At 37.0% G+C, this 13722-nt stretch carries 14 protein-coding genes; 9 read left to right on the top strand and 5 right to left on the bottom strand.

What is annotated here, in order from left to right; translation table 11 throughout:
• Nucleotides 1–118 precede the first annotated feature (118 nt).
• The 4 genes from treP to ACSKT4_RS16955 all read left to right on the top strand — a co-directional run bounded on the left by treP (nt 119) and on the right by ACSKT4_RS16955 (nt 6196).
• On the top strand, nt 119–2032 hold the full coding sequence (gene treP / locus ACSKT4_RS16970) for a PTS system trehalose-specific EIIBC component (protein ID WP_465823688.1): 1914 nt from the start codon (nt 119–121) through the stop codon (nt 2030–2032).
• A gap of 24 nt (nt 2033–2056) precedes the next feature.
• Nucleotides 2057–3715, top strand: coding sequence for an alpha,alpha-phosphotrehalase (gene treC, locus ACSKT4_RS16965; protein ID WP_186869658.1), 1659 nt, complete (start codon nt 2057–2059; stop codon nt 3713–3715).
• A 14-nt stretch (nt 3716–3729) separates the two neighbouring features.
• Nucleotides 3730–4440, top strand: coding sequence for a trehalose operon repressor (treR, locus tag ACSKT4_RS16960; protein WP_186869659.1), 711 nt, complete (start codon nt 3730–3732; stop codon nt 4438–4440).
• A gap of 73 nt (nt 4441–4513) precedes the next feature.
• The gene (locus tag ACSKT4_RS16955; RefSeq protein ID WP_186869660.1) at nt 4514–6196 is read left to right on the top strand and encodes a glycoside hydrolase family 13 protein; all 1683 of its coding nucleotides are present in this window, start codon (nt 4514–4516) and stop codon (nt 6194–6196) included.
• Between the two features lie 37 nt (nt 6197–6233).
• Here the strand turns inward: ACSKT4_RS16955 and ACSKT4_RS16950 are convergent, their stop codons facing one another.
• Together ACSKT4_RS16950 and ACSKT4_RS16945 are read right to left on the bottom strand one after the other, a co-directional pair.
• Nucleotides 6234–6416 (bottom strand): hypothetical protein, encoded by a 183-nt coding sequence (locus ACSKT4_RS16950; protein ID WP_186869661.1) that lies wholly within the window; start codon nt 6414–6416, stop codon nt 6234–6236.
• 124 nt (nt 6417–6540) lie between these two features.
• Complete coding sequence (locus ACSKT4_RS16945) at nt 6541–6975, bottom strand: DUF4064 domain-containing protein (protein ID WP_186869662.1); 435 nt, start codon at nt 6973–6975, stop codon at nt 6541–6543.
• Between the two features lie 152 nt (nt 6976–7127).
• Between ACSKT4_RS16945 and ACSKT4_RS16940 the strand changes: the two genes are divergently transcribed.
• A complete protein-coding gene (locus tag ACSKT4_RS16940) occupies nt 7128–8279 on the top strand; it encodes a thiolase family protein (RefSeq protein WP_186869663.1) in 1152 nt (383 codons plus the stop codon).
• A gap of 257 nt (nt 8280–8536) precedes the next feature.
• On the top strand, nt 8537–9727 hold the full coding sequence (locus ACSKT4_RS16935) for a CapA family protein (RefSeq protein ID WP_186869664.1): 1191 nt from the start codon (nt 8537–8539) through the stop codon (nt 9725–9727).
• 24 nt (nt 9728–9751) lie between these two features.
• Here the strand turns inward: ACSKT4_RS16935 and ACSKT4_RS16930 are convergent, their stop codons facing one another.
• Both ACSKT4_RS16930 and ACSKT4_RS16925 read right to left on the bottom strand, forming a co-directional pair.
• The gene (locus tag ACSKT4_RS16930) at nt 9752–10444 is read right to left on the bottom strand and encodes a DUF1129 family protein (RefSeq protein WP_186869665.1); all 693 of its coding nucleotides are present in this window, start codon (nt 10442–10444) and stop codon (nt 9752–9754) included.
• A 2-nt stretch (nt 10445–10446) separates the two neighbouring features.
• Entirely contained in the window at nt 10447–10776 is a 330-nt protein-coding gene (locus ACSKT4_RS16925; RefSeq protein ID WP_186869666.1) for a PadR family transcriptional regulator, read from the bottom strand.
• Nucleotides 10777–10928: 152 nt separating this feature from the next.
• Here ACSKT4_RS16925 and ACSKT4_RS16920 point away from each other — a divergent pair, with 152 nt between their 5' ends.
• Complete coding sequence (locus tag ACSKT4_RS16920; RefSeq protein WP_186869667.1) at nt 10929–11744, top strand: DUF368 domain-containing protein; 816 nt, start codon at nt 10929–10931, stop codon at nt 11742–11744.
• Nucleotides 11745–11805: 61 nt separating this feature from the next.
• The gene (locus tag ACSKT4_RS16915) at nt 11806–12126 is read left to right on the top strand and encodes a thioredoxin family protein (protein WP_186869668.1); all 321 of its coding nucleotides are present in this window, start codon (nt 11806–11808) and stop codon (nt 12124–12126) included.
• Between the two features lie 121 nt (nt 12127–12247).
• Here the strand turns inward: ACSKT4_RS16915 and ACSKT4_RS16910 are convergent, their stop codons facing one another.
• Nucleotides 12248–12895, bottom strand: a complete 648-nt coding sequence (locus tag ACSKT4_RS16910) for a VOC family protein (RefSeq protein ID WP_186869669.1) — start codon at nt 12893–12895, stop codon at nt 12248–12250.
• Between the two features lie 136 nt (nt 12896–13031).
• Here ACSKT4_RS16910 and ACSKT4_RS16905 point away from each other — a divergent pair, with 136 nt between their 5' ends.
• Nucleotides 13032–13721 (top strand): response regulator transcription factor, encoded by a 690-nt coding sequence (locus ACSKT4_RS16905; protein WP_186869670.1) that lies wholly within the window; start codon nt 13032–13034, stop codon nt 13719–13721.
• The last annotated feature ends 1 nt before the right edge of the window (nt 13722 follow it).

The following is a 13722-nucleotide window of genomic DNA, read 5'->3' as shown; positions in this document are numbered from 1 at the left end:
TAGGGAAAAGATAAAAAAATAAAATGAAAACCTTTACAAAACTTGTATATACAAGTATACTATGAATATCAAGGTCAACATGTATATACAAGTTAATAATGAAAGGGGATTCATTCCTATGACAAATAGAGAAGAGCAATTGATATATGCGCCAATAAGTGGGAAAATTGTTCCATTAGAAAAAGTTCCAGATCCTACTTTTGCAGAAAAGATGATGGGTGATGGAATTGCCATTGAACCTACTGAAGGAAAAGTAGTTGCACCTTTCGATGGGGAAGTAATCCAAGTTTTCCCGACAAAACATGCAATTGGGATGGTATCAAGCCTCGGAGTTGAAGTGTTAATCCATATTGGCTTAGAAACCGTTGAGCTTAATGGAGAAGGCTTCGAGACGCATGTTAAAGCGGGTGACAAACTCAAAGCAGGGGACATATTGGTTACTTTTGATGTTGATTTGATCCGTAAAAAAGCAAAAAGTACGATAACACCAATCATCATTACCAATGGAGAACAGTTCGCTCCTTTAACGAAGACGGAAGAGAAAGATGTTGTGGTATTAGATTCTGTCCTATTAGGAACAAAGGTAATAGATTCACCTACAGTATCTAAAAAGAAAGCGAATTCATCGATGAAATATAGTCAAGAAGCTAGAGATATTGTAGCTGCGATTGGTGGCGTGGATAATATTGCCGCTGCAACACATTGTGTAACAAGACTTCGTTTTGTCTTACATGATGAAGCAAAAGTGGATATTGCGGCTCTGGAGAACCTTGATATTGTAAAGGGATCATTCTCCGCAAACGGTCAGTTTCAAGTCGTAATTGGTCAAGGTACCGTGGATAACGTGTATGCTGCCATGGTCAAAGATACTGGTATTAAAGCGTCATCTAAGGATGATGTAAAAGCACTTGGAAGTAGCAAGCAAAACCCGCTACAACGTGCAATTAAAACATTAGCGGATATTTTTATTCCCATTCTACCTGCCATCGTAACAGCCGGTTTGCTTATGGGGATTAACAATATTTTAGTTAACCCACTATTTTCGGAACAATCCATTGTTGAGATGTATCCATCATGGGCTGGTATTGCAGAGATGATTAATATTATTGCAAATACTGCCTTTACCTTCTTACCTGCTTTAATTGGTTGGTCTGCAGCGAAACGATTTGGTGGAAGTGAATTGTTAGGTATGGTACTTGGGTTAATCCTAGTTCATCCTGATTTAATGAATGCATGGGGATATGGTTCAGCATTAACAGAAGGTTCGATTCCTACATGGAACTTATTTGGATTGGAAGTAGAGAAGGTTGGTTACCAAGGTCAAGTATTACCTGTATTAATTGCTTCTTGGGTATTAGCAAAAATCGAGCTATTCTTAAGAAAACGCGTAGTGGAATCATTACAATTATTAGTTGTAGCACCTATAGCCTTATTAATTACCGGATTCTTAGCATTTATCATTATTGGACCTATTACATTTACAATTGCCTCTTGGATTACGGATGGTCTAGTTCACGTATTTGATACATTCCCAATCATTGGGGGATTATTATATGGTGGCCTATATGCTCCATTAGTTATTACGGGAATGCATCATACGTTCCTAGCAGTGGATTTACAATTAATTGGAAGTACAGGGACGACATTCTTGTGGCCTATTTTAGCATTATCTAATATCGCTCAAGGTGCGGCTGTATTCGGTATTATGCTTGCTGCTAAAGATGAAAAGCTAAGAGGCCTAGCGGGAACTTCTGGTGTGTCTGCATGGCTTGGGATAACAGAGCCTGCAATGTTTGGTGTTAATATACGTTATCGTTATCCATTCATTGCCGCAATTATTGGTACTGCCATTGCAGGTGCTTTTATCACCTTCCGTGGAGTACAGGCAAGTTCAATTGGTGTAGGTGGAATTCCTGCTCCACTATCTATCCTAACGGAGGATTGGCTTTCATTTGGAATTGGAATGGCAATCGTTATTATCGTACCATTCATTATTACTTTCTTAATCGCCAAAGGTAAACTATCGAGATAAAGATCAGCTTAGGAGTGAAATATAATGCAACAAGAACCATGGTGGAAAAAAGCAGTAGTCTATCAAATTTATCCGAAAAGCTTTCGGGATACAACAGGCAATGGAATAGGGGATATTAGAGGAATTATCGAAAAACTGGACTATTTAAATACATTAGGTGTCGACGTACTATGGTTGACACCTATTTACAAGTCTCCACAAAAAGATAACGGATATGATATTAGTGACTATTTCGCTATTGAGCCAGAGTATGGCACAATGGAGGATTTTGAGGAACTGTTAGCGGAAACACATAAGCGTGGTATGAAATTGATTATGGACTTAGTTATTAATCATACATCTACAGAACATGCTTGGTTTAAGCAAGCAGCTTCATCTAAAGATAATCCATTTCGCGATTTCTATATTTGGAAGAATTCAATTGACGGGAAAGAGCCGAATAATTGGCTCTCTAAATTTGGTGGATCTGCTTGGGAATATGATGAGAATACAGAACAATATTATTTACACCTTTTCGATGTTACGCAAGCGGATTTAAATTGGGAAAATGAAAAGCTAAGAAGAGAAGTCATTAACATGATCCATTACTGGGCGGATAAAGGGATTGATGGATTCCGTCTTGATGTAATTAATTTAATATCGAAGAATCAAGATTTTCCAAATGATCCCTCTGGTGATGGAAGAAAATTCTATACAGATGGCCCGCGGATTCACGAGTACTTACATGTACTAAATAAAGAGGCTTTCAGTCCATATAACATGATGACGGTAGGTGAAATGTCTTCAACCACATTGGAAAATTGCGTGTTATATACAAAGCCAGAGAGACAGGAATTGGATATGACATTTCAATTTCATCATTTGAAAGTGGATTATCCGAATGGCGAAAAATGGACAAAGGCTCCATTTGATTTCCTATCATTAAAGAAAATATTATCCGACTGGCAGGTAGGAATGCATGAGGGGGGAGGCTGGAATGCGTTATTCTGGTGTAACCATGACCAACCTCGTGTCGTTTCAAGATTTGGAAATGATCAAGAATATCGAGTGGAATCGGCTAAAATGCTTGCCACAACGATCCATATGATGAAAGGAACCCCATATATTTATCAAGGTGAAGAAATTGGTATGACCAATCCAAATTTCCAGGATATTCATGATTATCGGGATGTAGAGTCTCTTAATGCTTATAAGATTTTAAAAGGAAAAGGAAAATCGGATGATGAAATTATCGCGATTTTAAATCAAAAGTCTCGAGATAATTCCAGAACGCCTATGCATTGGTCATCAGAAGCCAATGCTGGATTCACGAAAGGTACCCCTTGGATTAAGCCGGCAAGTAATTACCGAGAAATAAATGTGGAGAAAGAGCTTCAGGAAACGAATTCTATTTTCAATCATTATCAGAATTTAATAGCATTAAGGAAAGAATATGATATTATAACTTTTGGGGACTATCAACTATTGCTTGATGATGATTCTCAAATATTTGCTTATACACGTAATTGGAACGGAGAACAACTAATAGTGGTGAACAACTTCTATGGTAAGGAAGCTACGGTGGAACTTCCTATTGATTGGAAGGATAATACGAAAATTTTGCTATCCAATTATCCAGATTCACCGAATGCATCTAGGTTCACTTTAAGACCATATGAGTCTATCGTGTATTATGTAAAATAAGAAGAGGGGCTTAAATGCAAAGGAAATATGTCACGATATATGAGGATATCGCGAATAAAATTGATTCTAAACAATGGCAAGCAAACGAAATGCTACCTTCTGAAAATGAATTAGCTAGTGACTATCATACCTCAAGAGAGACAGTAAGAAAGGCACTAAATTTATTGGCACAAAACGGCTATATTCAAAAAATTCAAGGGAAGGGCTCTATGATACTGGACGTAAATAAATTTTCCTTTCCAGTCTCGGGTATTGTCAGCTTTAAAGAATTGGCAACTAATTTGAAGCTGGATAGTAATACGTATGTAAAGTCCATAGCGTATCTAGATAAAAGCCATCCAGTTTATCGGAAATTAGAGATCGATAATCATCGGGTGTGGGGAACAACAAGAGTCCGTGAAATATCAGGGGAAAAGATCATTTTGGATAAAGATTACTTCTCTGATCAATTTGTTCCACTTTTATCAGAGGACATCTGTAAGAAGTCAATTTATGAGCACCTCGAGAATGAACTGGGACTTTCCATTGGATTTGCTCAAAAGGAAATCGTTGTAGAAGAATTAACGGAAGAGGATAGAGCCTTATTAGATGTAAAGGGGTACTCCTTAATTGTTGTCATTAAAAGTTTAGTCTATTTGGAAGATGCTAGCCTGTTTCAATATACGGAGTCAAGACATAGACCAGATAAGTTCCGGTTTATCGATTTTGCTAGACGAGTGAAGTAAATTGGGATGTCTCTAAAGAGGTGCTCCTGACCCTAAAGAGACATCCTTATTTCATTTAAATGGAGGGGTAATCGTGCAAAAGGCATGGTGGAAGGAATCTGTAGTGTATCAAATATATCCTCGCAGCTTTCGTGATAGTAATGGTGACGGAATTGGCGATATTAACGGGATTATAGAAAAGTTAGATTATCTGAAGGGTTTAGGAATTGATGTCATTTGGCTTTCACCAGTCTATCAATCTCCCAATGATGATAATGGTTATGATATCTCAGACTATCAGCAAATCATGAATGATTTTGGGACAATGGAAGACTGGGAAAAGCTACTAGATGAGATTCATTCCCGTGATATGAAATTAATTATGGATTTAGTTGTCAACCATTCTTCTGATGAACATTATTGGTTTACAGAATCAAGAAAATCGAAAGACAATCCTTATCGTGATTATTATATTTGGCGACCAGGAAAAGACGGTAAGGAGCCGAATAATTGGGAATCTACTTTTAGTGGATCAGCATGGGAACTAGATCCGGTCACCGATGAGTATTATTTACATATCTTTAGTAAAAAACAGCCTGATTTAAATTGGGAAAATCCTAAGCTTCGGCAAGAAATTTATGACATGATGAAATGGTGGTTAGATAAGGGAATTGATGGCTTCCGCATGGACGTTATCAATTTCATCTCAAAAGTACCAGAATTACCAGATGCACCTAATCCGAATGGGGAAAAATATGTATCGGGCAGCCGTTATTTCATGAACGGACCAAGAATTCATGAGTTCCTCCAAGAAATGCATCGGGAAGTGTTAGCTGGCTATGACATCATGACTGTTGGTGAGATGCCTGGAGTAAATGTCGAAGAAGCAACATTATATACTAATTTAGAGCGAAATGAGTTACAAATGGTATTTCAATTCGAACATATGGATCTAGACTCTGCACCAGGTGGTAAGTGGAATTTGAAGCCATTAGATTTGCGGGATCTAAAACAAAGTATTACGAAATGGCAAACAGGACTACACGGTGTAGGCTGGAATAGCCTTTATTTGAATAATCACGATCAACCGAGGGTTGTTTCCAGATTCGGTGATGATCAACATTATCGGGTAGAATCAGCTAAAATGCTAGCAACGTTCCTTCATATGCTTCAAGGCACTCCTTATATTTATCAAGGAGAGGAAATCGGCATGACCAATGTTCGTTTTGAGTCCATTGATGAATATAAAGATATTGAAATCCTGAACATGTATAAAGAGAAAGTAATCGATGGAAATGAAAATCCTGAAAAGGTAATGGAGTCGATTTATGTAAAAGGAAGAGACAATGCACGTACACCGTTTCAGTGGAATAGTAATGAAAATGCTGGATTCACAACAGGTGAGCCGTGGATTAAAGTAAATCCGAATTATAAAGAGATTAACGCAGAATCGGCCGTGAAGGATCCCAATTCTATTTACCATTATTACCGAGAATTAATTCAGTTAAGGAAAAAGCATGAGATTATTGTATATGGTGATTATCAACTACTTCACCCTGAGAGTCAGCAAGACTTCTCTTACTTGAGAACATTAAATGGCAAGAAGCTACTAGTCATTACTAATTTTACAGACAAAGAAATAGAATGGACATTACCAGAGAATATTGATTTTACACCAAAGGAAAAGTTAATCGGTAATTATCCTGACAACAATAGTCTAGAAGTAACCTCGATCAATCTAAGGCCCTACGAAGCGATGGTCTTCTTAGGTGAATAGTAATAGTATGACAAAGAAAGAGGAAATAAACATTTGTTTATTTCCTCTTGTTACTTTTTTTTCGATCTGGAATATATTTCGTGTAATATGCTGCAAAAATTAACGTAATGAGGGCAAGTCCCCATGTAGCGATACCAGTCCATGGTAAATCGATTCTTAATCCAACGAAGATAATAATTGCAGTGATAAGAAGAAAAATCGACGTTAAGTAGCGTTTCATTATTTACACCTCAAATGGGAATTAACCATTAGATATTAAAGTATATGTTCATTATATACTACTATACTATTGCTGTGTGAGTCTAAAGTCCTGTTTCGCTGCTTTACAATAGTATAGTAAGTTACTATTCTTCTATAATGGTTTTTGGCTTACGAGCTAAGCAAAGAATACCAGCGATTAAATATAAGATTCCACTTAGAATGCCGCCACCAGCAGTAAGGATAACATAAACTACACCTGTTGTAATAAAGATGACACCAGCTGCAACTGGATGCTTATTTCCTTTTAAGAGAACCATTGCTACAATACCAAGAATGATTGCTAAAATAGGCATGATAACTAGTAACATCCCTGGTGAGGCAAGGTTCAGATTAAAGAATTCCTCCAGTATATCGATGTCCGATGGTGTTAATTGAAACTCATCTTGATTATCAATCATATAATCCTTTAAGTAATCTTTATTATTCTCCATCCATAATCTTAATGCACCAATTGCAATTGAAAAAACATAAAATACAGCTCCGATAATTCCGAGTGTATATTCTGCTATACGTTTCAAATCATATTCCCCCTTTATACATAACTACTATTATTCTATACGAAAATAGTGATCTATAGTTTCATTTTTTTAATTTTGTTCTTGCTTTAAAATATAGAATTATCCGAAAACATAACCTATAATGAACGTAAAAGGGATTAGAGGTGAGATGTATGCGTGAAGTCGTTATTGTTGATGGGGTTCGTACGGCAGTTGGTCGAAAAGGCGGTGCCTTATCTCATTACCGCTCAGATGATTTAGCAGCCGTTGTTTTAACAGAATTAATGACACGTACAAACGTGAATAAACGTGAAGTAGAGGATATTATTCTAGGTTGTGTTACCCAAGTTAATGAGCAAGGTGGAAATATTGCCCGCACGGCGGCTCTTATTGCAGGTTTCCCAATACATGTTCCTGGGGCTACGATTGACAGGCAATGTGGATCCAGCCAACAAGCCATTCATTTCGGAGCGCAAGCAATTGCCTCAGGTGATATGGACATGGTCATTGCTGGTGGAATAGAGAGTATGACTAGGGCTCCTATGTTCTCGAATATAGGGAGGACAAAGCCGAGTGATAAGCTATTAGAACGCTATGAAATCGTGAACCAAGGTATTTCATCTGAGAAAATTGCAGAAAGATGGGGATTTACTCGGGAACAATTAGATGATTACGCTTTATCTAGTCACCAGAAGGCGTTAAAAGCAATAGAAACGGGAAAATTTGATGCAGAAATCATGCCTGTTGAAGTTGAGGATCAGGAGGGAAATTGGAAGGAATTTAAAGTAGATGAGGGACCAAGAGCAGATACATCGTTAGAAGCACTATCTAATTTGAAGCCAGTATTCCAAGAAAATGGCATGATTACAGCAGGGAATTCCAGTCAGATGAGTGATGGAGCTAGTGCGGCATTGCTGATGTCAAAAGAAAAAGCAGATGCACTAGGTATCAAAGCTAAGGCGAGAATAGTGGCTCGAGCTGTTGTTGGTTCTGACCCAACACTAATGCTAACAGGACCAATACCTGCCACTAAAATCGTATTGGAGAAAGCAGGTCTAGCAATAAAGGATATTGATCGATATGAAGTAAATGAGGCCTTCGCACCAGTCCCACTTGCATGGCTAAAAGAAACGGGAGCAGATCCAATGAAGCTCAATGTAAATGGAGGTGCCATTGCCCTAGGACACCCACTAGGTGCAACTGGAACAAAGCTAATGACAACATTACTTTATGAGCTAGAGCGCATAAAAGGTCGATACGGGTTATTAGCTATTTGTGAAGGAATGGGTATGGCTAATGCGACCATTATTGAGAGAATAGAATAGTATCGAATTAAACAGCTGCTTTCATTTAAAGTAGTTGTTTTCTTATTTGACGGGTGTAGGGAACCGGTAGCTGAAAGTTGCGTTTAATTCGTGTAAGTATCCAGTAATCTAAGATAATAAAAGATGATTACTATACTATCCATTCCAACTAAATACTGTGGTACAGGCTGTAGAAAAATGTTGAAAATTAATATTATTTGAAAGGATTACCTGCCTCCCGTGTTATAATGAATGAAAAGTATGAGAGGTAGAGGTCTATGGCAAAGGGGAGATTAATAGGGGTATTTGTGTTATTAAGCATGCTGTTATTCTCATGTGGAATAAAAACATCAGAGGAAGATGTTGATAATGCACGAACTGCAAGTTCCCACGTAGAGAAAGTGAAAGCGTCTAGGGAACCGAAAGAGCAAGTGGAAGTGAAGCAAGGAATATCTATCACAGCAATTGGAGATATGTTAATTCATAGTAGTGTTTATGATGATGCCTGGAATGATACTGGTTATGATTTTACACCTATGCTAGAAAAGGTGAAGCCATTTATAAGTGATGCGACTATTTCCATAGCTAACCAAGAGACGATGATTGGCGGAACCGAATTAGGGCTCTCTACTTATCCAGCTTTTAATAGCCCGCAAGAAGTAGGAGATGCATTGAAATGGGCAGGTGTTAATGTCGTATCACTTGCCAATAATCATACATTGGACCGTGGAGAGGAAGCAATACAACGAGCGATTAAGCATTGGGAAACAATTGATATGATGTATACAGGTTCTTATAAGAGTGAGCGAGATCGAGAAGATCTTCGTGTGATGGAAACGGAAGAAGGGGTATCTGTTGCCTTTTTATCCTATACCTATGGCACGAATGGAATTCCAGTTCCTGAGGGAAAAGGGTACTTAGTAAACTTGATTGATCAAGAACGGATTGCATCAGAAATAGAAGTAGCCAAGGAGAAGGCTGATGTTGTTGTATTGAGTCTGCACTTTGGTAATGAATATGAGCGGATGCCTAATCAAGCTCAAAAGGATTTAGTACAATTTGTAGCTGATCAAGGAGCAGATGTTGTACTAGGACACCATCCCCATGTCCTGCAACCAGTGGATTGGGTTATAGGAGAGGATGGAAATCGTACATTAGTTATTTATTCTTTAGGAAATTTTCTCTCAGGACAGGATGAATTTTATCGCCAAATTGGTGGGGTATTTAAGTTTCATGTAACGAAAACATTATCAGATGGAAAAACCGAAATAGAGGTTCATTCCCCTGAATTTCTACCAACCTATGTGAAGTATGAACAGGGGAGGGGATATGAGGTAATCCCGATGTTTCAGTTAACGAATCAAGAATTACCTAATGCACATAACCATTATGAAGAAATAAAAGCCCATATGTCACAATGGGTACCAGAGTTGAAGTTTATTGAAAATGAGAAAGAAGATGAGAGCTAGCCTCTAGTCTCATCTTCTTTAAGTTTATTTCGTTATTTTATATTTTTTGTTTAATATAAATTTAACTGTATATAGTACAACACCTACCACAGCAAAGCTTAATACAGGAATACTAATCTCCATTCCGAAGCTCGGGAAGATGAATGGAATGAGTACTAACAACCCAATGCATAATGTACAAATAACCCATAATTTGAAAAACTCTACCCACTTTTTCGGTTTTTCATCTTTAAATAATGATTTTTTAATCCATTTGAACACAAGCACAATAAAAATATATAGTAACAGTAGATAGATTAGGATTATGGTAATAGCTGATCCAAGAGCAAAGGTAAATTCATTGGAACCTAAATTAAAGAAATGATACGCTCCAAAGCTGAGTATCCCGTATATCAAACTCAAAAATGCTAAAAAGTCGATTGCGATATAAACGCCAAACAAAATTGATGCTGATCTCTTTTCACTTGGGATTTCCGCAATTAACTCATCACAATACTTTTTCAAGTCATTACCAAATACTGCTTTTGCCGTCTTTCCTTCTTCCTGTGCATGTAATAAATGCTCCAACAGTTCAAATAATACCTCTTCGGTTTGTTGTTCGGATTTATTTCCGTTTAACCGAATATAGACAAGCATATCTTCATAGATTGCTAGGTTCTCTTCCGTAAGCTTTTCTCTCATTTCATTATTAATCTTAATAATATCTTTGGAATTCAATGCTACTCCTCCTCTATATCAATGATTTTGTCAACAGGATGTTTAATGTTTTCCCATTGGGTTTTAAACTCTTGTAATGCATGTAGGCCATGCTCTGTCAGATGGTAATATTTTCGCTTAGGGCCAACTTCGGATTTTTGCATCGTGCCTTCAATTAATTTTTCTTTTTGAAGGCGTAACAAGATGGGATAAATAGATCCTTCACTTACATCAGACAATCCGAATTCCTGTAATCGTACAGATAACTCATAGCCATATGTAGGCTGCTTGTGTATGATGGAAAGAATACAACCCTCTAATACGCCCTTAAGTAATTGACTCCTTAAAGACATGAATTTCACCTACCTTGTGTAACAAGATACCGACTTTGTTATAAGCTACCTTGCGATGCAAAGTAGCTTATTTATAGTATACTAACTTTTAATATGAATTACAACTATAATTTGATATTATAATAAATAGTAATGTAAAAGGGGATATTTCAATGGAATGGAAAAATATATACCGCGGATTAATGATGGGAGCAAGTGATGTTATTCCAGGGGTAAGTGGCGGTACAATTGCAGTCCTTTTAGGTATTTATGACCGATTAATTGCTTCTATAAATGGACTATTTAGCAAGGAGTGGAAAAAACACCTAGGTTTTCTCATTCCATTAGGTATTGGGATAGCAGGTGCAGTGCTATTATTAAGTCGATTAATTGAATGGTTATTTAAGGATTATCCAGGACCGACTCAGTTTTTCTTTTTAGGGCTCATAATTGGTATTTTGCCTTATTTATTTCGTCAAGCTGATGTGAAGGCAAATTTTAAAGTAAACCATTATATACTACTAATCATTGGAGCAGTAATCGTTTCGGGTATGGTATTTCTGCATGAAAGCGAAGGGGTAGTTATAGAGGAGTTTACCTTATCTACATATGTTTTGTTATTCTTTTCCGGGTTTATTGCTAGTGCTGCTATGATTTTACCTGGTATTAGCGGTTCATTTATTCTGCTAGTAATGGGTGTTTATGCTACAGTAATTAGTGCGATTAGTAATCTTCAATTAACGATTATCGCTGTTGTTGGATTTGGAATTGTTCTTGGTATCCTGACGATGAGTAAGCTTATTCACTACTTTTTTAAGCATTATCGTAGTGGAACGTTTGCTTTAATTATTGGACTAGTCATTGGCTCAATAGTTGTTGTATTTCCAGGCTGGCCAGAATCTACTCCCTTCTTATTATTAAGTGTAGTGACTTTTGCAGGCGGTTTATTTGTAGCGTATGTACTAGGAAGAGTGGAATATAAGGAGTAAGCAATTCATAAGACAAACGTTTGTTTAATCGTTACAATAAGGATGGAAAAGGAGAGATAGCATGGAACACATTCAATCAATGGATAAATTCAATGAAGTAATTCAAAGTGATAAACCAGTAATCATCAAATTCTTTGCTGATTGGTGTCCGGACTGCAAGAGAATGGACATGTTTATAGACGGGATTTTAGATGAGTTTAATAATTATGCCTGGTATGAAGTAAATACAGATGAGCTAGAAGGAATCGCACAAACCTATGAAGTAATGGGTATTCCAAGTATTTTGATTTTCCAAAATGGAGAAAAGCTTGCCCATCAACATAGTGCCTATACGAAAACACCTGAGTCTGTTACAGAGTTCCTACATCAACAATTAGGTTAATAAACAGACGAGATGTAGTACGATAATAAACCTAATCACGCCGTTATGAGGTAATTAGGTTTATTTTTTATTAGTTAGTTGGTAGTTTATTTAACCACGGTTTCGGATAGAACTTTATTTATTAAACCAATTCAAACGATAAATCGCCACTTTCCTTAAAACTTATTTTGGAATTTCTTAATAAAAATTGGTTAGATAGGCTTTTTCTGTTTTTTAATTGATAAATATCCATAAAAGTGGCTTTATTAACACCACTGTAATGAATGTTCATGATGGCTTGTGGATTGGTTAACCCTTGTGTTGTAGGGGCATTACTGGAATTACCCCATTCAATTAGAAAAGGTAGCATTTCATCCTCTACATGATATTTCGGAAACAGCATCCTCCAAGTCAATAATGTTCCATCAGGCCGTAGTCTTTCACCAGAAAAAGGACCATCAAAGGGAATATTGTTCGCTTGAAAATGCTTCCAGTACTCGTCCATTTGATTGGTACGGAGAGCAAATTGGAATGGGCCAGGCTTATTCTGGTCTAGCCGATAAACTAAATGTTTGATTAAGGGGTTATCACTCTCACTCGCTTTATCGTAATCCTGTATCCCAAGCCATTCAATATAGCTTTCATTTGAAAAATAGGCAAGGTAATTGTACGTTCCCCAATTTTCGTGCTCTCCACCCTTAATGGCTTTAATTGCCATACGTTTATGATAGTTTTCACTCGCTTCTTCAGCATTTTTTCCAGCAATGACAATATGATCAAGTGCTAACAAAACAATCCCTCCTTTATATGTAATCATTATTTACTGAAATAAATGGGAAAGCAATTATTTTAATCGATAGTTTCTCATTACTTTTTAATCTTTGTTTGTTATAGTAAACGAAAAGAACGGATATGTGGGTGATGAAATGGACCAACCAGTCATACTTATTGTGGAAGATGAGGAAAAGCTAAGTAGAGTAATACAGCTTGAATTAGAATATGAAAGCTATCTTACTGAGATTGTAGATAATGGTAAAGATGCATTAAGGCTTATGCAAGAGAAAGAGTGGGATTTAGTATTGCTGGATATTATGATCCCTGAATTAAGTGGCTTAGAAGTACTTCGTAGAATTAGACGTACAGATGAACGTACACCGATCATCCTTCTAACTGCGAGGGACGCTGTCCATGATAAAGTAAGCGGCTTAGACTTAGGTGCTAATGATTATGTTACAAAGCCGTTCCAAATCGAAGAATTATTAGCAAGAATCCGTGTGCATCTTAGAAAGCCTGTTATAGAAAGTACTGTAAAGAAGAATACACTCTCTGTTGGGGATTTAATTGTCGATTTGGATGCACATGAAGTTATGCGTGCAGGAAATAAAATCGAACTCACTCCAAGAGAATTTGATTTGCTCGTGTGTTTATTAAAGAATAAGAATATCGTGCTATCACGAGATCAATTAATTGAACAGGTGTGGGGATTTGATTATTTTGGCGAGACAAATGTAGTGGATGTATATGTTCGGTACCTCCGTCAAAAAATTGAAAAAGGATATTCGAAACAGTATATTCAAACCGTACGTGGTGTCGGATATTCTATAAAGGATTCCTAGT

Source organism: Ornithinibacillus liuyingii (assembly GCF_055550225.1).
This window is presented reverse-complemented; position numbering and strand designations above follow the sequence as displayed.

Bases quoted from the DNA above. Each gene is read 5' to 3' on its own strand.
- treR (WP_186869659.1), top strand. From the start codon at position 3,730: ATGCAAAGGAAATATGTCACGATATATGAGGATATCGCGAATAAAATT.
- treP (WP_465823688.1), top strand. From the start codon at position 119: ATGACAAATAGAGAAGAGCAATTGATATATGCGCCAATAAGTGGGAAA.
- ACSKT4_RS16905 (WP_186869670.1), top strand. From the start codon at position 13,032: ATGGACCAACCAGTCATACTTATTGTGGAAGATGAGGAAAAGCTAAGT.
- ACSKT4_RS16915 (WP_186869668.1), top strand. From the start codon at position 11,806: ATGGAACACATTCAATCAATGGATAAATTCAATGAAGTAATTCAAAGT.
- ACSKT4_RS16950 (WP_186869661.1), bottom strand. From the start codon at position 6,416: ATGAAACGCTACTTAACGTCGATTTTTCTTCTTATCACTGCAATTATT.
- ACSKT4_RS16935 (WP_186869664.1), top strand. From the start codon at position 8,537: ATGGCAAAGGGGAGATTAATAGGGGTATTTGTGTTATTAAGCATGCTG.
- ACSKT4_RS16925 (WP_186869666.1), bottom strand. From the start codon at position 10,776: ATGTCTTTAAGGAGTCAATTACTTAAGGGCGTATTAGAGGGTTGTATT.
- treC (WP_186869658.1), top strand. From the start codon at position 2,057: ATGCAACAAGAACCATGGTGGAAAAAAGCAGTAGTCTATCAAATTTAT.
- ACSKT4_RS16920 (WP_186869667.1), top strand. From the start codon at position 10,929: ATGGAATGGAAAAATATATACCGCGGATTAATGATGGGAGCAAGTGAT.
- ACSKT4_RS16940 (WP_186869663.1), top strand. From the start codon at position 7,128: ATGCGTGAAGTCGTTATTGTTGATGGGGTTCGTACGGCAGTTGGTCGA.